Genomic DNA, 23,899 nt, shown 5'->3' on the forward strand with positions numbered 1-23,899 from the left:
CATGATTATACGCCTATCCTTGACTCTTTTTAGAGTACAGTTTGATAAGCAGTTACACAAAGTTAGTTACAGTCTCTGTTCGAGGTCAGAGCTATTACATCTACGACCGATCGTCCTTGCTCAATTCGGCTGTTAACCTTCTCAGCTCTTTCCTACTCTTTACCGTCTTAGCTTGCTTCATCTTTACTTATACCGTCTCTGCTTTACCCATTCCGGACACTTTCCTCATATCGGACATTCCTTATATAAATCGGACACTTTCCAACAGTGTCCGCGGACACTTTTGTGGTCATCCTCGTTCTTCAATGTGTTAAGTCACTGTTTATAATTGGTTTGTTGTTTTTGGCACGCTGATTGTATTAATAAACCTATCGAAAGCGATAATGGCTTAGAACGGACACTTTAGGGAAAGCAGATGATTCAGGATACCAGCGGACAAGACACCATAAAGCAGCCAAGTAAGGCGGGTAAGTTCAAACGTCCGTTGATGTTTGGTATCGCGGCATTGCTTGTTTCTGGTCTCGTTTGGTCGAGCATGGATAGCGCCTCCATTGCCACCTCTATTAAACGTTCTGAACTGCGCTTTGCCACATTAGAGCGCGGCACTCTTATTCGTGATATCCCCACCACGGGCAAGATTGTTGCCGCGAATGCCCCCATTCTTTATAGCCCTGAACAAGGCTCAGTCACCTTAATTGCAAAGCCTGGTGATAGCGTTGAGCAAGGTGAAGTGGTCGCCAGTATCGAGAGTCACAAGTTAACTAACAGCCTTAAGCAACAAGAAGCCGTGCTTGAGGGAATGATAAGTTCATTGGAACGCGCCCGCCTAGAGGCTCGTCGTCAACAGCTTAGGGCGCAGCAAACGCTGGATATGGCCAAGGTAGATTTAGCGGCGGCAGACCGAGAGAGTCGCCGTGGCGATCAACTTATTGAATCTAAATTAATTAGCAGAATTGATTTTGAAAAGGGTAAAGATGATCTGCATAAAGCTAAGTTGCTATTTGCCCATGCAGGCCAAGAAGCGTTGTTGATGAAAGATACCTTAACGTTCGAGCTGAAAAACACCGCACTGGAAGTTGATCGTCAGGCGCTAGTGGTGAAAGAGCTTGAGCGCCAAGTTGCAGCGTTGAATATTACTGCGCCCGTTGGCGGCATTATAGGTAACTGGTTGACGGAGCAAAAAGCGCGTATTAGCCAGAGCCAACCCATTCTTACCGTGGTTGATTTAAGTGCCTTTGAAGCCGAATTAGCCGTGCCAGAGTCTTATGCCGACGAACTGGGTATAGGTATGGCAGTAGAGCTGAGCTTTGGCTCTGTGACGGTATTGGGCGAGCTATCTTCTATCTCACCTGAGGTGCGTAACCGTGAGGTGACGGCCAGAGTACGGTTTGAGCAAAACGATAATTTACAACTGCGTCAAAACCAACGTTTATCAGCAAGAGTGCTACTTGAGCATCGTCCTGATGTATTGATGGTCAAGCGTGGCGCATTTGTTACCAGTGGCGGAGGCCAACAAGTTTACGTAATGAGTGGTGAGATCGCTGAGCAAACAGAGATCCAGTTAGGGGCTCGCAGCATGAGCCATATCGAAGTGATTCAGGGCGGGCAGGTTGGTGATGTTTGGGTGACCTCAAGCATTGAGCCATTTAACAAGGCTACACAGGTATTAGTCCGCTAGGTAAGAAAAGGAAACTGTCATGAATAAGGTTATTAGTCAGGCGACAAACAAATTAGGCAAGCCCATGAATAAGCAACAACTCATTACCGCGGCAGTATTAATGCTATTGGTAATAGCGGTACAGGTTTCAACTGATAGAGCGGGTGACTGGATGTTCATCGGGCTCAATTTGATTGAAATCGGCGCCGGCGCACAATCAAACTTAACGGAAATGTCGGACGTTAGTGTTGCTGGTTGTGGGGTCGTTCAGCAACTACTTACCGCTGTTTTCGATACGCTGCAGGCCTTTGTCGGCTAGCAGCGCATGGCTGTGGAGTTGCAGTCGTTACAGCATTTTATTATCAGATTGGATAAACAGAATTAAAGGAATATAACCATGTTATCGATGAACAAGATTAGCAAAGTATTTAAAACGGATTTAGTTGAAACTCACGCACTACGAGACTTTAACTTAGAGGTTAATGAGGGCGAATTTGTTGCGGTCACGGGACCGTCGGGTTCAGGAAAAACCACTTTTTTGAACATTGCCGGCTTACTCGAAGGCTTTACCCATGGTGACTATTTTCTCGATGGGGTGAATATCTCAAATTTAAGTGATAACAAGAGTGCGGCTATCCGTAATGAGAAAATCGGCTTTATCTTTCAGGGATTTAATCTTATCTCTGATCTAAACCTCGCCGAGAATGTTGAGGTGCCACTGCGTTACCGTGGTTTTAACGCCAAAGAACGTAAAATTCGTGTGGAACGTGCGCTTGAACAAGTCGGGCTAGCAGCGCGAATGAAGCACCTACCAACACAACTTTCAGGTGGTCAGCAGCAGCGAGTGGCGATAGCTAGAGCCTTGGCAGGCGAGCCGCGCTTTCTGTTAGCGGATGAGCCAACGGGTAACTTAGACAGCCTAATGGCCCGCCAAGTGATGGAGCTGCTAGAAGATATTAATAAGGCGGGTACCACTATTATCATGGTGACTCACGATGCTGAGCTTGCGCGCCGAGCGCAACGTAATATTCAGATTGTCGACGGACAAGTGTGCGATTTCACTATGTATCAAGCTGGTTCGTCTGATCAAAAAGTACAGTCTATCGCCGATGCGGCATCGGTTGCTTAATCAACGGCTAAGGAGAGCATGATGTTTTTTTATTACCTTGATTTAGCTTGGCGCAGTATCAAGAAGACGGCATTTTTATCTTTGTTGATGGTCCTCGCCATCTCTATTGGTATTGGTATCACTATCACTACGTTGAATATCTATAAAATGGCCTCAGTTAATCCGGCTGGCGAGCGTTCATCACAGCTGTTTTCGGTGCGCTTGATGAGTCAAAATATTGATACCTGGGAAGAGATCAACGAGCAAATTACCTATCAAGATGGCTTCAACTTAAGAGAAAGTGGGGTACCCGTTCGCCAAGCCGCGATGTTTCGCACCGGTCTTGCTGTGCAGACTGATGATGAGAATTTCTCGCCGATGCTTGAAGGGGTTCGCGTAACCGACGGTGATTTCTTTGAACTGTTTGATGTGCCATTTATTTATGGCGGTGTGTGGGATAAGCAGGTCGATAGTGAAGGTGGCTACAAGGTGGTCATTAACCAAGAGGTTAATCAAAAAGCCTTCGGTGGGGGAAACAGTGTTGGTAAAACTTTACTACTCAATCGTAAGCCATATCAAGTGGTGGGGGTGATTGAAAACTGGAACCCAAATCCAAAGTATTACGATATTAATAATGGCGCCTTTAATGATTCTGAGCAGATCTATGTGCCGTTTTCTTTAGCGCCTATTGAAGAGTTTGAAAGCTGGGGGAATAACAACAGCTGGCGTCATGAAAATATCCAGAGTTATAGCGATAGGCTTAATTCAGAAATGCACTGGCTGCAGTTCTGGGTAGAGCTTGATACTCCCGCATTGCAGCAAGAGTATCTGCAGTGGCTGTCTGCCTATGTTGAGCAGCAAAAGCAGCTCGGCCGTTTTGAGCGCCCCGATGCCAGAGGTGAGATCTCTGATGTTGAAACTTGGCTGAACGTCAACAAGGTGGTTCCAGAAGATAATAAGATTTTGGTGGGGTTAAGTGCACTGTTTTTGATTGTCTGTTTGGTCAATATGCTTGGGCTGTTACTGGCTAAGTTTTTAAAGCGTGCCCCTGAAGTTGGGGTGAGACGTGCCATTGGTGCCAGTCGTATGCAGATCTTCTCTCAACACATAGTCGAAGTGGGCTTAATTGGTTTTTGTGGTGGCGCCTTAGGGCTGCTTTGGGCTTGGACTGCACTGCATTTCTTATCATCTAAGTTTGAGCTTGAGGCATCGCTGGCTCAGCTAGATCAAAGCATGTGGTTTATTGCGCCGATTATTGCTGTGAGCGCTACCATTGTAGCCGGGATTTATCCCGCGTGGCGCATCTGCAGCACCAACCCAAGTGTCTACTTAAAGAGTCAATGATTTACAGAGTGAGAAAGGAGCTTACGATGTTGCAAATTAAACCCATATTAAGCATGTTGATACGTAATAAAAGCGGGCCTTTATTACTGCTTATTCAGATTGTGTTATCGGTTGCGATAGTGGCCAATGCCAGTTTTATTATTAGTGAGCGTATTGGCTTGATGAGCCGTGAGTCAGGGATTGCCGAGTCTGAAGTATTCGATTTCAGTATTTATAATTTCGATTCGAGTATCGAGCCGCTTAAACAAAACCCTCGCGATATCGAGATTATTCGTCAATTAGATGGCGTAAAATCAGCGACGTCTACCAGCATGACGCCACTTAGTGGCGGCGGCTGGTCATCGAGTTTTTCGCTAGGCAGCAGCGAAGAGAACCGTAAAGACACGCCCAGTGCGGCTATCTATTATGGTGATGAGCATATGCTCGAAACCCTTGGCATTAAGCTTATCGAAGGGCGTAACTTTTACCCTGATGAGGTAAGAAGTGGTGGCCCTGAGCTAGGCAATTTGGCGATAGTGTCGGCTGAGTTTGCGAAAAAATCTTGGGGAGATGAGTCTGCACTTGGGCAGGTGATGTTCCGCGGGAATGTAGGGGAAAGCCCGATGACGGTGATTGGTGTTGTTGAGCGTCTGCAAGGAGCCTGGGTAAACCACTCAAACTTTAATAACAGTGTGATTGTTAATGTGGAGCTCGCTTCATCGTTTACTAAGTTTCTGGTTAGAGCCGAAGAGGGCACGTTAGTCAGACTCAAAGAAACGATCCCGGCCGCATTACATAAAGAGCATCCTAATCGAGTGGTGCGAGGGTTTACGTTAATTAGTGAGCACCGAGAGAAGGTGTATCGCAACCATGAATTGATGGCCACGGTACTGTCGATGATGGTGGTATTACTGCTGCTTATCACCTCTTTAGGACTCGCTGGCATGGTGATGTTTAATATTGAGCGCCGTACTAAGCAGATTGGTACAAGACGAGCATTAGGGGCTAAAAAACGCGATATTATCAGCTTCTTTTTAGTGGAAAACTATTTATTGTGTCTCGCGGGGGGACTGATTGGCGGCTTAATTGCGGTGCAGCTCGGTCAGCAGTTAATGAGCCTTTATAGTTTACCTAAGCTAGAGCTTATTTATCCGATAGTGACAGTGGCGGGTCTGCTTGTGTTGACCACGATAGCAGTGATTTTACCGGCTCAAAAAGCCGCAAAGATTTCCCCTGCGATTGCGACGCGAAGCGTGTAATCCACTACTGCTAACACCAAGAAAGGCTAACTAATTGTTAGCCAAATGTGAGCTTTGCTTTAACTATGTTTGGCTTTCAGTTAGTTTTATAGCTAGCCCTCTAAAAGAATAAATAATAAAGAGTTTATGGATACCATCCTAATTGTCGACGATAACCAAGCCGTGTGTAATGCGCTGTCTTTAATGTTAGAGCTTAACGGTTATCGAACGCTGACCTGCTTATCACCTGAAGTCGCACTTGAATTAGTGCAGTTGCACGATGTCGTGCTAGTTGTGCAAGACATGAACTTCACTCAAGACACGACCTCTGGTGAGGAGGGCAAGAGTCTATTTTATGCTTTTAGGCAACTGCAGCCTGAGCTTCCCATTATATTACTGACCGCTTGGACCCAACTTGAACTCGCTGTCGAGCTAGTCAAAGAAGGCTCGGCTGATTACATGGGTAAACCTTGGGATGATGCGAAGCTATTAACCAGTATTAATAACCTTATTTCATTGCATCGATTGTCTAAAGAAAATGCGCAGCTAAGCCGTGTTGAAAATCAACGTATGGTCGCGATTAAAGATGCCGATTTATGCGGCATTATTTTTAATAGTGGTGCGATGCAGCGTTGTGTTGATTTGGCACTACAGATAGCTAAATCCGATGTGTCAGTATTAATCACCGGCCCTAATGGCGCAGGTAAAGACAAGCTTGCCGATATTATTCATGCTAATTCTCCTTTAAAGCATAAGCCGTTTATTAAGGTCAATATTGGTGCGCTGCCAATGGATCTACTTGAAGCCGAGCTGTTTGGCGCTGAGGCGGGGGCGTTTACTGGGGCAATAAAAGCAAGGATTGGTCGCTTTGAAGCGGCAGACGGTGGCACCTTGTTTTTAGATGAAATAGGTAACTTGCCACTTTCTGGCCAAGTTAAATTACTGCGGGTGCTGCAAACCGGTGAGTTTGAGCGCCTAGGCAGCCATCAGACCCGTAAAGTGAATGTGCGGGTGATAAGTGCGACTAATGCTGATTTGGTTGAGGATATTCAAGCGGGGCGCTTTCGAGAAGATCTGTTCTATCGCCTCAATGTGATTGAGTTAGCGCTGCCTGCACTTAATGACCGAAAAGATGATGTGCTGCCATTGGTTAAACATTTTGTTGGTGCCGATTTCAGCTTGTCGCGACAAACACAGCAAGTGTTGCAGGCTCATCATTGGCCGGGAAATGTACGTGAACTTGAAAATGCCTGTAAGCGAGCCGTAATCTTAGCTAAATGTGCTCAATTGTCTGTAGCAGATTTTGGTGTAGAGAGTGCATTAGGACAGACTAAACCAATTGATTGTGACGCACAATCGCTAAGCCACAGCCACAGTAAGGCTAACATGAGCACTAGCAGTCAAAGCGATAGCCAAAGCCAGATCCATCATTACAGCCAGATAACCGAACAAGCTAATACCAGCGCATCTGCAACAACACAAGTTATAGATGAGAAAGCTGGTATCGAGGCTGCACTTGAGCAACACAATGGCGTTATTGCAAGGGTGGCTAAGTCTTTAGGGTTAAGCCGTCAAGCCTTGTACCGACGTATGCAAAAATACCAGATTGATAAATAGCGCCGGCAAATAACCAGCGAACATCATGAACAACAATTAGGAGTTAATTTATCACAGTGTCATTAAGGGGGAAGCTGATAGGCAGTGCCGTATTAGCGTGCGCTGCGGGGCTGTTGTTGGCATTTACTGGCTTACTATGGTTTGCATCAACTGAGGTACAGCAGGCGATTGCGGCAGACTCTTGGCTGTATATGTTGTTATTTACTTTAGCGATATTGTTGACGGTGGCGATAAGTTATATCGGTACTCGTAGTCTGGCAACAAGCTTAATGGCACTTGAAGTTGGCTTACTTAACTTTAAAGATAACGACTTCAGCGTGAGCATTCCGGTGAGTGGTGATCGTCAATTAAAGGCATTATCAAGCCTGTTTAATGAGTCTGCTCAGACATTGCGTAAAGAGCGGCAGTATATCTATCAACGTGAACTGCTACTCGATAAGGTCATACAAAGCTCGCCTAATGTGATGTTACTGCTCGATGACCAACAGCGGATTATTTACGCAAATGATGCGGCAAGGCACTTGTTTCATAATGGTTTACATATCGAAGGGATGAGCTTAGAGAGTTTGTTACAAGGGGCCTCTCAGGAACTCGTTAGCGCGCTAAACAATCCGAAAGATGGGTTGTTTTCACTGAGTAGTGACACTGAAAATAGTGATGTTGAGACATGGCACCTATCTCGTGGACAGTTTTTGCTTAACGGTCAGTTTCATCACTTAATACTATTAAAGCAGATGACCCGAGAGCTTAATCGCCAAGAAGTGGCTGTATGGAAAAAAGTGATCCGTATTATCAGTCATGAGTTGAATAATTCGGTTGCTCCCATTGCTTCTATGGTCAACTCTGGCCGTATGATCACCAAAGATCTCAACGACCCTAAGTTAAAGCTGATCTTCGATACCATTGAAGATAGAACCAGCCACCTGAGCCAGTTTATATTTAACTACGCTCGATTTGCTAAATTATCATTACCGAACAAAACATGCGTCGATTGGCACACTTTAACTGAGCAACTTAAGCAGCATTACCAGTTTGAGTTACACGGTGAATTTCCTAAAAGACCCGTTAATGTTGACCTGATCCAGATGGAGCAGGTACTACTAAACCTGCTTAAAAATGCCCATGAGTCGGGTTCTGATATTGATAAGATTATCCTAGAGATCAAAGAGTCGAGCGCATCCGATCCCAATCAAGAGTTATGCATCGAAGTTAAGGATGCTGGCTCGGGGATGTCGGCTGATGTATTAAGGCAAGCATTGCTGCCTTTTTACTCAACCAAGCAGTCTGGCACGGGGTTAGGGCTGCCATTATGTAGAGAAATTATTGAAGCCCATGATGGACGAATAAGCCTACATAATCGTGACGATAAAGGCTTATGTGTGAGCTTGTGGCTACCTAACGCTTAAGCCTTGCACTAAAACGATTAAATTCGAACAAGAATTAAGCTTGCAAGAATAACAGCCCTTAGGCTTTCATCGCATTCCAAAACATTGCAAAGCTTGCCTGCTTATGTGGCCCGTCTTGCCATGCTTGTGGATTATCTAGAAAGTAGCGCGTGGCAGCAATATATTGGCCATGGCAACTCTCTAACATCAAGGGTAGTGGATAATGTGCTAGCACACCTATTTTTTGCCCCTGCTCAATGAGCTCACCCATAAAGCCCAAAATACTGTGCATGGCCTGCAGTCTAACCTCTGATGAAATCGACGGAGACATAGAGTATTGCTGGAAAAACTCTTGTTTTAATGGGTTGTTCATCGCCCAATTTATGGCAACTTGCCACAGGTGCTGAGTATCGGATTTCAAATCACCCGTTTGACTTATTTGTGACTGAATAGCATCGGCAAACTCCTGCTTGATAGACAGGAACAGGTGATTCATTAGCTCCTCTTTTGAAGCAAAATGATGAAATAGGGTGCCAGTGGCAACGCCGGCTTGCTTGGCTATGGAAGCGGTCGACGTTGCATAAACCCCTTGGCTGACAAACAGCGTCAGCGCTGTGTTCAATATGGCTTGTTTCTTGTCGATACGACTCATTAAATGGGTTACCTACTGCAACAGTGAAGAGCAAAGCTTACAAGGTTAAAGCTTGTAAGCTTTATGCTTAATAAACGTAAGTCTATAAAATAAAAGCTTAACGTAAGAAAAATTTCATCAGGATGCGTTGAATAATGCCACCGTAAGGCGGATGCACCAGTTTACCTGTATTGAGGTATTTTCCGCGGCTAAGTACTGTTTTTGCATGGCTTAGGGTTAAGAAGCCTTCTTTACCGTGATAATGCCCCATACCCGATGGGCCGATACCACCAAAAGGTGCATCATCAGCTGCTACGTGAAAAACGGTTTCGTTAATACAGACGCCACCAGAGTGAGTGTTTGCCAGAACCCGTTGCTGGGTGTCTTTATTAAAGCTCATCAGGTACAAGGCCAGTGGGCGAGGGCGCTGATTGATATAAGCGATAGCCTCTTCTAGGTTGTCGTATGGGATCACGGGTAATAGTGGGCCAAAAATCTCTTCTTGTAGCAACAACATATCATCTGAACTGTTTTGGATAAGTTGAGTTGGCACCTTACGCTTATCAGTATTAATGGCTTCATCGTTCGCGCTAATAATCGTAGCGCCTTTGGCTTTAGCATCTTCGAGTACATGCATAATACGCTCGAATTGGCGTTGATTGATCACACTGCCATAATCTTTATTGTCGCTGACTTTGCCGTACATGCGAGTGAACTTATTCTTATAAGCTTGGATAAAACTATCCACCTTGTTACGTGGCACTAGAACATAATCTGGAGCGACACAAATTTGCCCAGCATTCAAACATTTGCCATAGATCATACGTTCAACGGCGATATCCATGTCGATATCATCAGCAACAATAACCGGAGACTTACCACCCAGTTCAAGGGTCACCGGGGTGAGGTTGTCAGCTGCGGCGCGCATCACATGGCGACCAACAGTGGTTGAGCCGGTAAACAGTATGTGGTCGAAGGGTAGTGCTGAAAATTCTGCCGCGACCTCGGCTTCCCCTTCAACACACACCACGTGAGTGTCATCAAAGATACTGCTGAGCATAGTCTTAATGACTTGGTTGGTTTCAGGGGTAAACTCAGACAATTTAATCATCGCGCGGTTACCCGCTGCCAGCGCAGTTATCAGCGGCCCTACAGAGAGCATGATGGGGAAGTTCCATGGCACGATAATACCAACGACCCCTAATGGCTGGTAATGAACTTTGATTTTAGCTGGCGCTAATAATAAACCCGCGTGACGAGAGCTAGGCTTCATCCACTTATTAAGATGTTTTAGGCTGTAATTAATGTTGTTAATACAAGGCATGATGTCAGAGATCATGCTGTCATCTATTGAGCGGTTGCCGTAGTCGCGGTTTAGGGCTTCTACGAGTTGGTCTTGATAGTTAAGTATGGCGGCTTTAAGGCTTTTGAGATGTTCAACTCTGGCGTCATAGCTTGGTGCGGGTTGATTTACATAGCAGCTGCGCTGTTTGATTAGCATCTGTGAGAGTGGTTGAGCAGTCTTATTATCGATATGCAAATTCATTAGCTGAGCTCCAGAGGTGGCTTTAAAGTAACCGACTGATTAGTCGGTCTAATGATAATGAAGTTTTGTTTAAAGAGCAAACATCAGTTTAAATCGTGACCGAGATCAAATTTAATCATCGTGAGAGTTCTAGAATTGAGGTAAGTAAAAGCAAACATTATTCATAAAAAAGGATCATCAAATGAGTCAAGATAGACATGGTGTATCAGTTGGAATTGAACGCAGTGGTAACACGTTTTACATGACGTTTGTTGCTGTTGGTAAGCTAACCCATGAAGATTATGAATACATGGTTCCTATGCTTGAATCTGCGATTGCAGGTGTTGAAGCCCCAGAAATCAATCTGCTAGCAGATATCTCTGAACTGGATGGTTGGGAGTTACGCGCCGCATGGGATGATCTAAAGGTCGGCATTGCTCATGGCAAAGCGTTTAAGAAGATAGCGATTGTCGGTGAGGGGCGCGTCCAGCATTGGATGGCAAAAATTGCGGATTGGTTTACTCCTGGCGATGCTAAGTTCTTTGAGCGTAAAAAAGAGGCGCGTGAGTGGCTTAATGACTAACCTTAATGTGAGGAAATAGTGTTACGTTACGTTTTCGTGATTACATAAAATAATAGTATTAAGTCTTTGCCATAAAGCAGTATTTATCATGGCGATAGCAAGCGAATAATGTTTGGAGGAAATAATTATGCGTAGTCGTCAAATCTTATGTCCAACGGATTTTTCAGACACTGCTTCTCATGCACTAAAGTATGCGATAGAAATGGCGAATCTATATCATGTGGGTCTACGTATCGTGCATGTCATTGAGCAGCCAATGGGGGTTGATAATTATCAAATTCTTACCGTCACGCCTGAAGAGCTCGCACAGAGTATGGAAGACAACGCTGCTGAGAATATGAAACAGTTATTAACCGAGCTCAATAGTGAGCTTTCAGTTGAGTCGGTTATTCGTCACGGTAGCGCCGCTGAGCAGATCCTTAAAGAGGCCGAGGGCTCGGAATCTGGAATGATAGTCATTGCCAGTCATGGCCGCACCGGACTGTCGCATTTTTTACATTCTAACGTTTCAGAAGCTGTGGCTAACCGTGCTCTGTGCCCGGTATTGGTAGTGAAATAGCATGCGATAAGATATCGCGCTAACCGTTAGAAGCATAAGTTGTTAGAAACATAGGTTGTTAGCGCATGCTAGTTGTTTGAAGCTAACAGAAAGTCGCTTTCTGTAAATTGTTCACTGTTGCTCTAATGCAGTGAGCCTTTGATGATTAAAGCAATCAAGCTCGTTAAGGTTTGATTGAGGAGAGGTTATGCGTACCCGACAAATTTTATGTCCGACGGATTTTTCCCTAACGGCATCTCATGCACAACGTTATGCGATTGAGATGGCAAACCTATATGGTGTGAGTTTACGACTGGTACATGTAATGAGTGAGCCTTTTAGTGAACATTATTACGGCATTGCAGTTGAATCAGCAGAGAAGTTAGAAAAGCAGATAGAGGTTGCAGCACGTGAAAATCTTGAGAAGTTACAGCTGCAGATCCAAGCGGAATTAAACCATGGTCTAACCGTGAAAACCGTAATGCGTAAAGGTGATACCTTAGAGGAGCTGCTTGAGGAGGCTGAAGTGGGCGAGGTGGGTATGATCGTTATCGCCAGCCATGGCCGTAAGGGAATTTCGCACTTATTAAGCCCTAATATCGCAGAAGGGTTAGCCAACAAAGCTAAGTGCCCAGTGCTGGTGGTGAAGTAAGCTTAACTTAACAAGCTTCATTTAGCCTCACACTGACTATTTGGGCTCAGATCTGACGATCGAAGCCTATTGGCAAATAAAGCCGCCTCGGGTAATGACCTGAGGCGGCTTTATTGTGCAGCTAAGCTTAAGGCTATGACTAAGCCTATAACTAAGCCTAAGTTTACGCTGGCGTCTAGCGGGCTGCATAAACATGCAGAGCTAAAAGCTTGAACCTGGCTGCTGTAAAAAGGCGATTTCCTCAGCGGTGGATTCACGCTTTAAAATTGCGTTTCTGTGCGGGTAGCGACCAAATTGGTCGATAATTGCTTTATGTTTAATTTCGAAATCTAAATTGCCCTGAGCGGCTTCTCGGCCAAACAACCTTAAGGCAACCTCATGTATGACTGATGATTCGCTGTGCATATAGGGCATAAACAAAAAAGGCACCTGTTTGCCCTTAAGTTCGGAGTCGATTTTAAGTGCTACCGCTTCTTGAGCAAGCACCAGCGCAATAGGATCGGCTGCAAAAGACTGTGGGGTGCCGCGGTAGATGTTGCGAGAGAACTGATCTAAGACGATGATTTCAGCCAATCGTCCCTCAGGTGTGGTGCGCCAATGATATAGCTCTCCTTGCATGGCAGCGGCTAATAAGTCTGCATATCGCTGCTCAATTAAGGCATCAAACTCTAGGTCTTTTATCCACCACTGCTTAGGTTCAATCTCTTCAAACCAGAAATGAATAATCATGTCAGGTGTCATGGAATGAGCTGGTATCTTTGCTGGTACAGGTGTGTTCATGGCTATATCCAATTTCGATGATCGTTATTAATCAGCGCAAGTGATCGCTCTGCAATGTCTCGCGCCACTGTGATTGAAATATAAGGCAGTTTTACTGTACCACTCGCAAGGCCAATTTCAAGGTTTGCTAAACCACTGCGTTTTTGATTTGGCGATTGAGAAATTGCAACATGCTGCACTTTGCTAAGTGCAATGAGTTGCCAACTATGGCCGAGTAAACCTGAGTGAAACCAAAGGTTATTATCTTTAAGTAGATAACCATACTGACGGTACTTAAGATAAATACCAAGGCTGAATAATCCAGCTGCAAGCCATAAAATATCGGTAAAGAGGTTTAAGCCTAAAAAGTAAGTGTTAATAGCGGGGACTAATAATGGTAATAAACCTCGACGCCAAAACCAACCTAAGTGGATCCCTTGATAGCGATTAGGTAGCTGCAGCGAGGTGGCTTCGATGCCGTTAAGCTGTGGTAATAAATTAGCAATATTTTTAACTGACATACTAGGGACAAGCATATTGCTGCTGCCTTGCTTTTCAATTTCATGTCCCTGGACTTGTTTAAAATACACTGTCCATAACTTAAGGAGCCTGCCGACTAGCGGTTGGTAGAATTTAATGACCTGGATGCGCTTAATTGCCAGAGCATCATTTTGTTTAGCAATAATACCACCAGTACGGTGCAAAGTATTGCCGCTACGGCTGAGTTTGTAAGGAAAGTATTTCAGCACAGCTGAAGTAATCGATAGGATCGAAAATAGCAGGTAAAACAGAACTAAAGCGAGACAAGCAAACAAGATTTGTAGCAAAGTATGGCTGGCAATATTGCTGTCATACCAAGCTAAAAACAGCTGAACTTGCTGTAGGTTTTCCATTGACTCCCAGTCAAGTTGGCCAAAAATAGGGCCTAAAATGACCGCTAACCAAATAGCATTATTTTGATAAAACCCAAATAGCAGTAGCTGTTTTAAGCTTTTACGGCTAAGCGTATTAACCTGTTTAGATTTGTGTTGGCTTTGTGATGGGTCGTTAACCTGAGCGATTTCGCTTTGAGGTCCATGGGCATCATGCTCAGCCATTAACTGTTTTTTAAGGGCGAGGGCATCTTTATAATCAAGGGCTGACAGCTCCGCTTCATTATTTTTAGAGCCTGCGGTTTCAACAATAATGCGGTAGAGCCCTACAGGGCGAAAATATAACGGCTGCTCTAAGCGTACATTTTGGATTTTAGCAAATGGTAGCTCGTCCGCTTTTTTAAAGACAATGCCATGCCTGATGATGAGCTTGTCGACAGTCACTTTAAAGCGAAACTTGAGCCATTGCAGCACACTAAAAATAAAGATGGCACTAATAATCCCTGCAATGGCAATGATAACCCAATGGCTGCTAAAGCCTTTTTGCCACCCGGTATAAACGACAGGGATGATGGCATAACCACTGCTGAGTAATTGCTTTATGGCGAGCAAGGTAAAGCTGATGATTGACCAGGCTGAAAGCGACGACCATTGAGAGAATTTATGTGTCATCGCTATGGCCTTGCTGAGCTGCCATGTTCTTCTCGTATGACTCTTCTTTAGCCGCACTTGTTGTATCAGCGGCCAATAGTGAACTTTTCGTTTGGCTTGCTTGTGCTTGGTCTGGCTCAGGTTGCTGTAATTTAGTCTCTGCTGCGGCCTTTGGGTTCGCTTTAGCGGCCTGGGCTAACAAATGTTGGCGCAGACGTTCAGCGGTTTGCTGCTCTATGCCTGGCAGTTCTATTTCTGCTGAGCCGCTACCAGCACTGAAACATTTAATTGTGGCGAGGTTAAAGTGGCGCTCAAGCGGCCCGTGAGACACGCTAACGTGCTGCAATCTAGAATAGGGTAGCGAGGTGCGTTTAACCCACCAAAAGCCTTGCTGCATAATCAGTTCGTGGTCACAAACAGCATAAGCAAGGGACTTGGCATGTTGATAGCGTAGATAGCTCCCTAGGCTAATGATTAATAATGCTGTGGTGCTAACTCCAAGGATTTTTGTGAGGTAGAAATCACCGGGAATAATAATTATCAATGATGCGGCAACCAGTAATAAGCAGCTAAATATCAGGCTTTCGATATTCACTTGGGTGTAGTGCTTGGCATCGACGGGGTCGAGTGGTACTTGATCGAAGCTTAGCCAGTCACTTTCTGGTATCGGGGTATGGCTATTACGATTGATTGTAATGATAGGCTCTGACGTGGGCGCTTTTGCAGCTATAGGCACTGAGCTAGGATTATCAATATCTTCCAGCGCAATACTCGCCTGCTTCATGTCTGCAAGGTTTGAGGGGTGAGATTGATGTTTTATTGCTGCTTTTTGTTCAGGAGTCACTTCATGCCCTAGTTTACTGTCCGTGTCACTATTCATGTGTCACCGTTAACGTTATCGCTTTTTACCTTTCATCGACTATATCAGCATGGCAGAGGTTGTTGCTACAGCGAGACATATTTAGCAACATATTGTGATTTACTTGCCAGTTCGAGCTGTTTGCGACTTGTTATTTATTGTCAATGACGTACTTTATCGGCAATGCCCTGAATAATAAGAACCTTATGAGTCTCAACTTTACCGCATCTAAGCAGCAAAAGGCTTTGCTACGAAAGCTATATATTGCCTATCTGATCGACAGTGAAAGACATAACTTACTGTCTTTGCATAAGCTCACCGAAATGCCGCGTCGCACATTGCAAGACGCTATTGTTGCTTTGGCTGATCTCGCGATTGAGTGTGAGTTTGTGCAAGAGGGGGATCGCAATAATGCCGGTTTTTACCAAATTAACCATTGGGGCGCCATTAACCGTGAATGGGTGGTGGAGCATTTATCCGAAATCGAAGCTCAACTTAACTAATCTAGCCAGAGGGAGCTTTCTCGCTCCCTAATCTCGTTTTTCTGCCTTTGATTTAACACAAAATTAAGCCTTGCTGATTACACTGCGCGATCCTTTGGCTAGCGTAGCGTTTGCTTGCGTGGTCTAGAGCAGTTTTATTGCCTTTTTAATCCCATTTAAAATAGGAGCACAGCGTGCTTGCGAATGTTTCTGGCTTACAGTCAAAACTCAAAAAAATTGATAACAGTAAGTTTTTTCAAGGCTTCATTATCTTCGTTATCGTGGTTTCTGCTCTGTCGATTGGCGCACATACCTACCACTTACCGAGTTGGATGGAAAGTAGCCTCGTGGTGCTCGATATCGGTATCACGGTGTTTTTTGCTATAGAGCTTATTATTCGCTTTCTTGCCAGTGACGGGCCGAAGCGATTTTTTAGCAATGGCTGGAACCTCTTCGACACCATTATTGTTATCGGAAGCCTTATTCCAGCTGGTGGTTCGGCGATATTGTTAGCGCGCCTATTACGTATTTTCAGGGTGTTGCGTTTAGTCTCGATGATCCCCGAGCTACGAATGCTGGTGAACGCCTTGCTTAAAGCCATCCCCCGAATGGGCTATATCGCTTTGCTCATGTTTGTGATTTTCTATATATACGGCGCTATAGGCAGCATGTTCTTCGCTCACATTAATGATTTCTTGTGGGGAGATGTGTCCGTTGCCATGTTGACGCTATTTAGGATCTCTACCTTCGAATCATGGACATCGATAATGTATGAGACGATGGCGGTGTATCCATTGAGCTGGGTGTACTATTTAAGTTTTATCTTTTTAACGGCGTTTGTATTTTTAAATATGATGGTGGGTGCTGTACTGGATGTCATGACCCAAGAAACCGCGGCGATGCGCGGTGAGCAAGAGCCTCAAGATCCAATGGATAAGCCAGCGAGTGTTGCCGATGTAGCAGAGCTTAAGGGGCAGATTGAGGAGCTAAAGGGGTTATTGTTGAAGAAGGCCAGCTAAACTGAACAGGGTTTAGATAAATTGCACTATTCATATTTTTTCACAATGTTGGTTTTTTAGTTCATATCTACTCTCAAGGTCATTAATAACTTGAGAGTAGGATTTTTACCTAAGCTCAGATTATAAAATCATAAATTAAAAGCTGTGATTAATAGCTTTAAATTAAAACTTAGATCGAAAACAATTGGGATGATGATTATGAAATTTACACATGCGATTATGCTTGGTGGCCTAGCGATGGCGAGTATGGGCTCAGCAGTAGCCGCCGATGACAACGAACTTTTCGGTGGTCAAATTAGCGGTAATGTTAAGTTTGCAACTGACTATGTATTCCGTGGTGAATCCGAAACGATGGATGGCGACGTACCTGTAGTACAGGGGACTTTGGGCTGGGGCAATGATGATGGCTGGTACGCAGGTGCATTTGCGTCAAACATTAAGTTTGCCGATCCAAACCTTGAGATCGTAACTGCGCCATATATCGGTAAAGCGGGTGCCTTCGGAGATAGCGGCTTTACTTATGACGTAATGGTATTTTCATATCTTTATCCTGGTGCTTCCTATTCAAACTATACCGAATTATGGCTGCGTGTTGCTAAGCAATTTGGTCAGGCAAATGTTCAGCTTGAAGTCACACCGACATTAGACGATTGGTTTGGTGTTGATGGTTGGCAGGGTGTTAACTATGCTGTTCACCCAAGCTATGCTTTCAATAATGGCGTTAAGTTATCAGGTTCACTCGGTTACCAAGACCTTGATGGTGAAGGCGCCGAGGGCTGGACTCACTGGAACTTGGGTGTCGAAGCTAACTATGTAGGCTTAACTTTCGACCTTAGATACCATGGTAGTTCAGTTGGTGACTCTCACTTAGTTTATGGTACTCAAACTGAAATCTTCGATGACCGTGTCGTGTTTGGGGTCAGTAAAAGCTTCTAATGACATTGCTATTTTGATGAATTAATCACTACTCGCTAAAAGCCAACTTAAATTAAGTTGGCTTTTTTGTGTCTTATTTGTCGCTATAACTTGTGGCTATCTGTGACTTCCCACCTCAACGGCTCGCTTTACGTGTTAACTTGTGTATATTATGTGCCGCGTTTAAGCAGACACTTTTTATAGATAAAAGCGGTTTAGGGTTGAGGTGATATATGGGTTACCGAGTACTAGTTGTCGATGATGAAGCTGTCATTAGAGCTAGATTAAAAGGTTATTTTGAGAAAGAGGGCTATGAAGTGCTCGAAGCTCAAGATGGAGACCAGATGTGGCGTGAGTTTGAACGCCAACATATCGACTTGGTTATGCTTGATATTAATTTGCCCGGTGTTGATGGATTGAGCCTTGCGCGTGAGTTGCGTAGCAAGAGTCATGTGGGGATCATTCTGGTTACTGGGCGTGATGAAACCATAGACAAAATTGTTGGCCTAGAGATGGGCGCAGATGACTACGTCACCAAACCTTTCGAGCTAAGAGAACTGTTAGTTAGGGTAAAGAACTTACTCTGGCGCATGTCACTGGTGGCAAAGGCGGTTGTAGATAGTGCAGAGCAAGATGATCCCAATGACAATATCATTGCCTTTAATGATTATGTGTTAGAGCTTAATAGCCGGCAATTGACCCATAACGGTGAGCAAATTAAGTTAACTAAAGCCGAGTTTGAACTGTTAACCGCCTTTTCATTGCACCCGCAGCAAGTGTTATCCCGTGAGCGTTTAATGCTACAAACTAGCCACAGAGATCAAGACGTTAACGACAGAACCATAGATGTGATCATTCGTCGACTGCGTAATAAGCTATCAGCTGAGCTCTTTGTCACCATCCACGGTGAAGGCTACTTATTTGCCGCGAAAGTGAAGGATTAATACCTAATTAGGCATTTTGTTATTTAAAGGTTTTGTCCTGGAACCGCCATTAATGGTGAACTTTCGGCTTACACTGGTTTTAGGGCAGAAGCGGAGCTAAAGGTCAACGCTAGACGGTATTTCAGCGCTAATATCGTGACGTTTAGCCCTACCTTTTTATAGAACTACGCGGCAGCTATCTCAGCCTTATATAGCTGTTTTGTACTAGACAGTCGACTAAGCGCTCTGCTTTTACATGCTTAAATTTAAGCGGTGATGCGAGTTTGCCAAAAAGCGGAATACCTTCGCCGAGTAATATCGGGATCGTGGTGATGATGAGCTCATCAATCAAGTCCTCCTGTAAGAAGCTTTGAATGGTCTTGCCGCCGTCGATATACAGGTTGTTATAGCCTTGAGCCTTAACTTGCTTTAGCACCTCGTTAAGAGGGCCATTCACTAAGAATACCTTCCCCTCTAATGCATCGGGTAATGCTGTTAATGTATGACTTAATACAAAAACGGGCTTAGTATAGGGCCAGTCTATGCCAAAGCTGAGCACGATCTCTAATGTATTTCGTCCCATTATCAGTGCATCAACTCCGGTCATAAAGTCGCTGAAACCCAAGTCTGAACCATCGGGATTGGGGATATCATGTAACCAGTCAATTTTGTTATTTCTGTCAGCAATAAAGCCATCAAGACTGGTTGCGATATAAACGATATTAGTCATATAAACTTCTCAATTAAGCATCTCATTTAAAATTCGCCGTAGTCCATAGTCCATAGTCCATAGTCTTGCAGGTATCAACTCCATACGCCCATGATAATCTCAAGCTTATAAAGTCGTTGTTCTATTAGGCTCAATATTCAATGTTTACTCGGTAAATCGGGTAATAGTCCGCTGGAGGTAAACTGGTCTCGAGCACATTTTTGCTAATATGGCCTGGGTAAAGAGTGTGGATTTTGGGGCCGATATCACCGAAGGGTTTAGCCCCTTCAAGTTCTCGTACTGTAATGTCGATAGCCAACTTTCCTTGCAGAACCACCTGATCGTCGTTACTAAACTCCACTTTATCACGATAAATTCCGCGCAATATCGCTGGGGATAAATAGCTGCTGATAAGCTTTACTTTATCGGTTAGCTGATACTGACGCAGCATGCTAACCCCCGCCTCTATGGCTACAGCACTACCTAAAATATAATCTGGAGTTTGCTTACTGAGTAGGGACTCTAATTCATCACGGTACAGGTTGCGATTATTGTCGGCGTGGTGAATAGCGCTAATGCTAACTAAGCTGCCTTTTAACGCTGCAGATAGGCCTTGCTCAACAAGGTCGCTGCCACCTAATTTATCTGGGCCAGTTAACAAGGCAAGGTTGGCAGGCTTGTGGGCCTGTTGTTTAATATAGTGACCAGCAATATAGCCCATCTGATACCAGTTAACACCGATGCGAGTATTGATTTTTTCGTGAGCCAGCCGATTAACCAGCGCGATAACGGGTTTATTAATTGGGGCCTGGTAAAGGTCTAAAATATCGGGGCGAACACCACCGAGCAAAATCGCGTCAAAGTTGTGTTTCATACAGTTATCGAGCTGGCTTAACTGCTTGTCTACGCCGTAATAACCACCGGCTTCGAATAGCGCCAGTTCGAGATTTAATTGCTTTGCTTGTTGCACTAATCCGTAGTTAATTCCGGTCCAGTAGGTGTCTTTTAGGTGAGGTACGAGCGCACAAATTCGCCATATTTTTTTAGATGAGGTGAGCGGTATGAGTTCGATTGCAGTCCTTTGCTGCTGTATGCTCTCAAAGGGCGTTCTTTGCTCTAATAACCAAGGTGAGGCTGTTTCTGCGGCGGTTAAAAGCGGGCTTAACAAACATAAGCCAACAAAGGGTAACAAACGCTGCAGCAGAATTTTTACCATGGTTAACATCCCTATGAATCGACTGAATAAGCGATTAATATTGTACCAGCTTAACAGATAACAGTGAGTGTATTGTTTTTGCCAAAATCACCTTTGCCTAAATTATCCCTATCAACAAAAAGCCTAACAGGTCGCCTTATGCTGGCTTTTGGTTTGCTAGCCTTATTATTGCTGCTGCTGGTTAGCCTAGGGAGTATTAGTCTGCGTTGGGTTCAAGAGGCAGATAAATATTTATATAACCGCGCGTTACCTGCATCAGAAGCGGCCAGTGAGTTGGCTCTTTCGAGTAATGCCTTAGCTGAAAATGCAAAACAATTAGGCCAGACACAAGATGAGTCTCAGCGTCAGTTTGTGGGGCGTAAGTTGTCAATTGAAAGCGCGACCATGGTTGGTGCAATTCAGATCCTCAAGGCGCTAGAGGTGAATTTCGACTTAAGTCTTGAGCAAAGCGCATCGGATATTATTGTCGACATTTCAAAGCTGGGTGAGCAGGTTGGCCAACGTATTGAGGTAGCTTACAATTTAAAAATGCAGGGCAAAGAGTTAGTCAATGCGGCCAATAAAAGTACCGAGTTACTCTTGGCGGAGCTCGCTATTGTTGATTCGGGTATTTTGTCTAAGCTGAGCCTAGCTTACCCCGAGGCGGTAGGCGCTGAAAAAACTGCGCAGTTACTCGATACATTGATTGAGCAAGATTTAGATACTCAAGAACGCCTCAATCGCGCGTTAAAAATAGTGCATAACATTGCGCTTATGGGGCAGATGTTCCAGTCTCCAGAACTGGAGTCCGGTATTTATAGTCTGCTGGGTAACATGAGCAGTCGTACCACTCCTGTGGTGCGCGACCTCTCTTTTCAAAATCGTGTACCTTTGCAGCTCCCGGCTAAACCTCTTGCCAGCAGAGGGAAAGCAGTGGCTGGCACATTTGGTGATGTTGAGAAAAGATACCTTTCTTCTCTGACAAGTCTAACGGCCATTATTCGTGACCCTAATCGCGCCAAAGCCTTATCTAAGCAATTTTCTCTACTGCAAAAGTTACCGCAAAGTATGATATTGCAACAGGAATACACCCAATACAATCGAGCGCAAGAGCTGCAACTACAACAGATAACCGACAAACTGGATGTACTCAATAAGGTGGTGGCGAATGCCATGCAGCAGCAACGTTTAGAAGCTGAGAATGCCAGAAATGCCTATCTCAAGCAGCTAAGTTGGTCAAAATTGGGCCTGTGGGTGACAGGGCTATTGATGTTTTTGGTGATCTTTTTTGTGGTCTACAGAGTTATTTATAAAGGCATTGCACTTAAGCTTGATGCGGCGACTAAGGCGTTGGCCCAGCTGAGCCTTGGCAATACAGCAGTAACCATTGATACCCAAGGTGATGATGAACTCGCCGCGATGGCGAGTGCTATTAAAGCGTTTAAACAGAAAACTGACCATAACCAAAAATTACAGGCTGAATTACGTGATATCGCTGCCGAATTGTTTGAACATAAACAAGCGTTGGAAGCTAAGGTTGAGGCGAGAACACTTGAGCTTGCGGAAGCGAATATTCAGCTAGATAAAGAATCCAAAGGTCATGTGTTAGCCCGTGATATGGCTGAGCAAGCTAATCAGGCTAAGTCGCTGTTTTTGGCGACGATGAGTCATGAGATCCGTACGCCGCTTAATGGTCTACTGGGTACCTTAACCTTGCTTGGGCATTCTAACTTGCCAGCTGCTCAGCAACAGATGTTAGCACTCTCTCAATATAGCGGTACCTTGCTGCAAACCGTGTTGAACGACATTTTAGACTTCTCTCGCTTAGAGCAGAGAAAACTCGCTAATGAACCGCGCGCGGTCGATATTAACGAGTTACTCGAGCAAGTGGTGGCAATTATGCTTGCCGGTGCCGGACTTGCTGGATTAACGCTGCGCTCCAATCATGCAGGCTTACCTCAATGGGTTTATATCGATGGGCCCAAACTCAGGCAGGTATTGCTTAATTTATTAGGCAACGCGATTAAGTTTACTCCTCGAGGCATGGTTGAGCTCACGGTTGAAGCTAAAGACAGTCAACTGCTGTTTACCGTGCAAGATACTGGTGTTGGTATTGATGCTAAAGCGATGAAAAAGCTTTTTAAAGCATACAGTAATGAGTCGAGTAAAGGCCGGGACCGTGGTACAGGTTTAGGCTTAGCTATTTGTAAGCAGCTTGTGGAATTAATGAATACCGGTGCAGAGACTGAAAATCATGGCGTCTGGGTAAAGAGTGAGCTGGGTAAAGGCAGTACCTTTGGTTTTTCACTCCCATTAATGCGTTGTGATAGACCCGATATTGAACTGCAAGCTACGGCTGTGCATGTTGAATCCAAACATATCTTAGTGATTGAAGATAATAAAATTAACGCCATGGTAGCTCAAGGCTTCTTAGCCCATTTGGGGCATACATCAGTATTAGCCCAAAGCTGCGAAGCGGCGCGGAAAATTTACCATCAACAAAGCGCAGAGCAGTTTGACGCCATCATGCTCGACATTCAACTTGGCGACGGTTCTGGGGTCGCATTATTGGCAGAGCTGCAGCAGGTGAATAAGCAGGCTCAGCATCAGATAGAAATTGCCGCATTTACCGCGCAGGTGCAAGCTGATGATATAGATAACTACCATGAAAAAGGCTTTAACCTAGTCTTGATGAAACCCTTAGACATGCAAGCCTTATCAAACTGGTTGGGGGAGGCAGAGCCCTCAGCAGGTAAAGAGCCTTCAGCAAGTATAGAGCCATCAGCAAGTATAGAGCCATCAGCGGGTAAAAAGCCTTCAGCGAATATAGAGCCCTCTGGGGGCAAACACCCTTCACCTTTTCAATTGCTCGATGAAGTCCAGTTAACTCAAGACTTAACTTACCTCGGCCTAGAAACTGTAATAGAGCTAGCAACGCTTTATCAAGACACCAGTCAGGTGCATTTTGACAATTTATTCAAGGATGATTCACTCAATAACAGGTTACTCAAAGACGGTGTCGATATTGGTCATATATTACATGCCCTAAAAGGGAGTAGTGCCAATATGGGCTTAGGTGAGTTATCAAAGCAGTGCAAGGCACTTGAAAAGTCCGGCTTAACTCTAAGCGAGTATCAAGCCAGCGAGCTTGAAATGCTCAAAGTATTATGGCAAGCATCAATCGCCCAATTACAGGCTTGGATAGAGCAGCAAAAATCTGAGCGTAACGGTTTGTAAAAGTGCAATCAATTAAGGTTC

General features: G+C 44.6%; 22 protein-coding genes. 15 read left to right on the forward strand and 7 right to left on the reverse strand.

Annotated features, from left to right (window positions below; genetic code table 11):
• The first annotated feature begins 415 nt into the window (after positions 1-415).
• From ACVBIO_RS15175 to ACVBIO_RS15205, 7 genes are all read left to right on the forward strand, one after another.
• Entirely contained in the window at positions 416-1,678 is a 1,263-nt protein-coding gene (locus ACVBIO_RS15175; protein ID WP_447167676.1) for an efflux RND transporter periplasmic adaptor subunit, read from the forward strand.
• Positions 1,679-1,697: 19 nt separating this feature from the next.
• Positions 1,698-1,976, forward strand: coding sequence for a hypothetical protein (locus ACVBIO_RS15180; RefSeq protein ID WP_447172929.1), 279 nt, complete (start codon positions 1,698-1,700; stop codon positions 1,974-1,976).
• Positions 1,977-2,054: 78 nt separating this feature from the next.
• Complete coding sequence (locus tag ACVBIO_RS15185) at positions 2,055-2,786, forward strand: ABC transporter ATP-binding protein (protein ID WP_447159515.1); 732 nt, start codon at positions 2,055-2,057, stop codon at positions 2,784-2,786.
• 21 nt (positions 2,787-2,807) lie between these two features.
• Positions 2,808-4,109 (forward strand): ABC transporter permease, encoded by a 1,302-nt coding sequence (locus tag ACVBIO_RS15190; RefSeq protein WP_447172930.1) that lies wholly within the window; start codon positions 2,808-2,810, stop codon positions 4,107-4,109.
• A 26-nt stretch (positions 4,110-4,135) separates the two neighbouring features.
• Positions 4,136-5,347 carry an ABC transporter permease gene (locus tag ACVBIO_RS15195; RefSeq protein ID WP_447172931.1) on the forward strand — a complete coding sequence of 404 codons (1,212 nt, stop codon included), beginning with the start codon at positions 4,136-4,138 and terminating at the stop codon, positions 5,345-5,347.
• 126 nt (positions 5,348-5,473) lie between these two features.
• A complete protein-coding gene (locus ACVBIO_RS15200; RefSeq protein WP_447159518.1) occupies positions 5,474-6,943 on the forward strand; it encodes a sigma-54-dependent transcriptional regulator in 1,470 nt (489 codons plus the stop codon).
• Between the two features lie 56 nt (positions 6,944-6,999).
• Complete coding sequence (locus ACVBIO_RS15205; RefSeq protein WP_447172932.1) at positions 7,000-8,349, forward strand: sensor histidine kinase; 1,350 nt, start codon at positions 7,000-7,002, stop codon at positions 8,347-8,349.
• 58 nt (positions 8,350-8,407) lie between these two features.
• Here the strand turns inward: ACVBIO_RS15205 and ACVBIO_RS15210 are convergent, their stop codons facing one another.
• Together ACVBIO_RS15210 and ACVBIO_RS15215 are read right to left on the reverse strand one after the other, a co-directional pair.
• Positions 8,408-8,980: a TetR family transcriptional regulator gene (locus tag ACVBIO_RS15210; protein ID WP_447162929.1), complete on the reverse strand. Its 573-nt coding sequence runs from the start codon at positions 8,978-8,980 to the stop codon at positions 8,408-8,410.
• Between the two features lie 97 nt (positions 8,981-9,077).
• A complete protein-coding gene (locus ACVBIO_RS15215) occupies positions 9,078-10,505 on the reverse strand; it encodes a coniferyl aldehyde dehydrogenase (protein ID WP_447172933.1) in 1,428 nt (475 codons plus the stop codon).
• Positions 10,506-10,686: 181 nt separating this feature from the next.
• Between ACVBIO_RS15215 and ACVBIO_RS15220 the strand changes: the two genes are divergently transcribed.
• The 3 genes from ACVBIO_RS15220 (at position 10,687) to ACVBIO_RS15230 (ending at position 12,257) form a co-directional block, all read left to right on the forward strand.
• On the forward strand, positions 10,687-11,067 hold the full coding sequence (locus tag ACVBIO_RS15220) for an STAS/SEC14 domain-containing protein (RefSeq protein WP_447159522.1): 381 nt from the start codon (positions 10,687-10,689) through the stop codon (positions 11,065-11,067).
• A 127-nt stretch (positions 11,068-11,194) separates the two neighbouring features.
• The gene (locus ACVBIO_RS15225; protein WP_447159523.1) at positions 11,195-11,626 is read left to right on the forward strand and encodes a universal stress protein; all 432 of its coding nucleotides are present in this window, start codon (positions 11,195-11,197) and stop codon (positions 11,624-11,626) included.
• Between the two features lie 187 nt (positions 11,627-11,813).
• On the forward strand, positions 11,814-12,257 hold the full coding sequence (locus ACVBIO_RS15230; RefSeq protein WP_447159524.1) for a universal stress protein: 444 nt from the start codon (positions 11,814-11,816) through the stop codon (positions 12,255-12,257).
• A gap of 201 nt (positions 12,258-12,458) precedes the next feature.
• Here ACVBIO_RS15230 and ACVBIO_RS15235 read toward each other — a convergent pair whose 3' ends face one another.
• Genes ACVBIO_RS15235 through ACVBIO_RS15245 form a run of 3 tightly spaced genes read right to left on the reverse strand, consistent with a single transcriptional unit; the run spans position 12,459 to position 15,419 of the window.
• Entirely contained in the window at positions 12,459-13,037 is a 579-nt protein-coding gene (locus ACVBIO_RS15235; RefSeq protein ID WP_447159525.1) for a DUF924 family protein, read from the reverse strand.
• 2 nt (positions 13,038-13,039) lie between these two features.
• Positions 13,040-14,560, reverse strand: a complete 1,521-nt coding sequence (locus tag ACVBIO_RS15240; RefSeq protein WP_447172934.1) for a PH domain-containing protein — start codon at positions 14,558-14,560, stop codon at positions 13,040-13,042.
• Positions 14,550-15,419 carry a PH domain-containing protein gene (locus ACVBIO_RS15245; protein WP_447172935.1) on the reverse strand — a complete coding sequence of 290 codons (870 nt, stop codon included), beginning with the start codon at positions 15,417-15,419 and terminating at the stop codon, positions 14,550-14,552. The genes ACVBIO_RS15240 and ACVBIO_RS15245 overlap by 11 nt, the downstream gene beginning before the upstream one ends.
• A 185-nt stretch (positions 15,420-15,604) precedes the next feature.
• Here ACVBIO_RS15245 and ACVBIO_RS15250 point away from each other — a divergent pair, with 185 nt between their 5' ends.
• The 4 genes from ACVBIO_RS15250 to torR all read left to right on the forward strand — a co-directional run bounded on the left by ACVBIO_RS15250 (position 15,605) and on the right by torR (position 18,758).
• Positions 15,605-15,901, forward strand: coding sequence for a winged helix-turn-helix domain-containing protein (locus tag ACVBIO_RS15250; protein WP_447172936.1), 297 nt, complete (start codon positions 15,605-15,607; stop codon positions 15,899-15,901).
• A gap of 173 nt (positions 15,902-16,074) precedes the next feature.
• Entirely contained in the window at positions 16,075-16,899 is an 825-nt protein-coding gene (locus ACVBIO_RS15255) for an ion transporter (protein WP_447159529.1), read from the forward strand.
• Positions 16,900-17,097: 198 nt separating this feature from the next.
• Complete coding sequence (locus tag ACVBIO_RS15260; RefSeq protein ID WP_447159530.1) at positions 17,098-17,835, forward strand: TorF family putative porin; 738 nt, start codon at positions 17,098-17,100, stop codon at positions 17,833-17,835.
• 212 nt (positions 17,836-18,047) lie between these two features.
• Positions 18,048-18,758 carry a two-component system response regulator TorR gene (gene torR, locus ACVBIO_RS15265; RefSeq protein WP_447172937.1) on the forward strand — a complete coding sequence of 237 codons (711 nt, stop codon included), beginning with the start codon at positions 18,048-18,050 and terminating at the stop codon, positions 18,756-18,758.
• A gap of 175 nt (positions 18,759-18,933) precedes the next feature.
• Here the strand turns inward: torR and ACVBIO_RS15270 are convergent, their stop codons facing one another.
• Positions 18,934-19,467 (reverse strand): dihydrofolate reductase family protein, encoded by a 534-nt coding sequence (locus ACVBIO_RS15270; RefSeq protein WP_447162926.1) that lies wholly within the window; start codon positions 19,465-19,467, stop codon positions 18,934-18,936.
• Positions 19,468-19,597: 130 nt separating this feature from the next.
• The gene (torT, locus tag ACVBIO_RS15275; RefSeq protein ID WP_447162925.1) at positions 19,598-20,662 is read right to left on the reverse strand and encodes a TMAO reductase system periplasmic protein TorT; all 1,065 of its coding nucleotides are present in this window, start codon (positions 20,660-20,662) and stop codon (positions 19,598-19,600) included.
• 138 nt (positions 20,663-20,800) lie between these two features.
• On the opposite strand from torT, the gene torS reads away from it, so the two are divergent.
• The gene (gene torS, locus ACVBIO_RS15280; RefSeq protein ID WP_447172938.1) at positions 20,801-23,878 is read left to right on the forward strand and encodes a TMAO reductase system sensor histidine kinase/response regulator TorS; all 3,078 of its coding nucleotides are present in this window, start codon (positions 20,801-20,803) and stop codon (positions 23,876-23,878) included.
• Positions 23,879-23,899: the final 21 nt, after the last annotated feature.

This window comes from Shewanella sp. 0m-8, assembly GCF_052977265.1.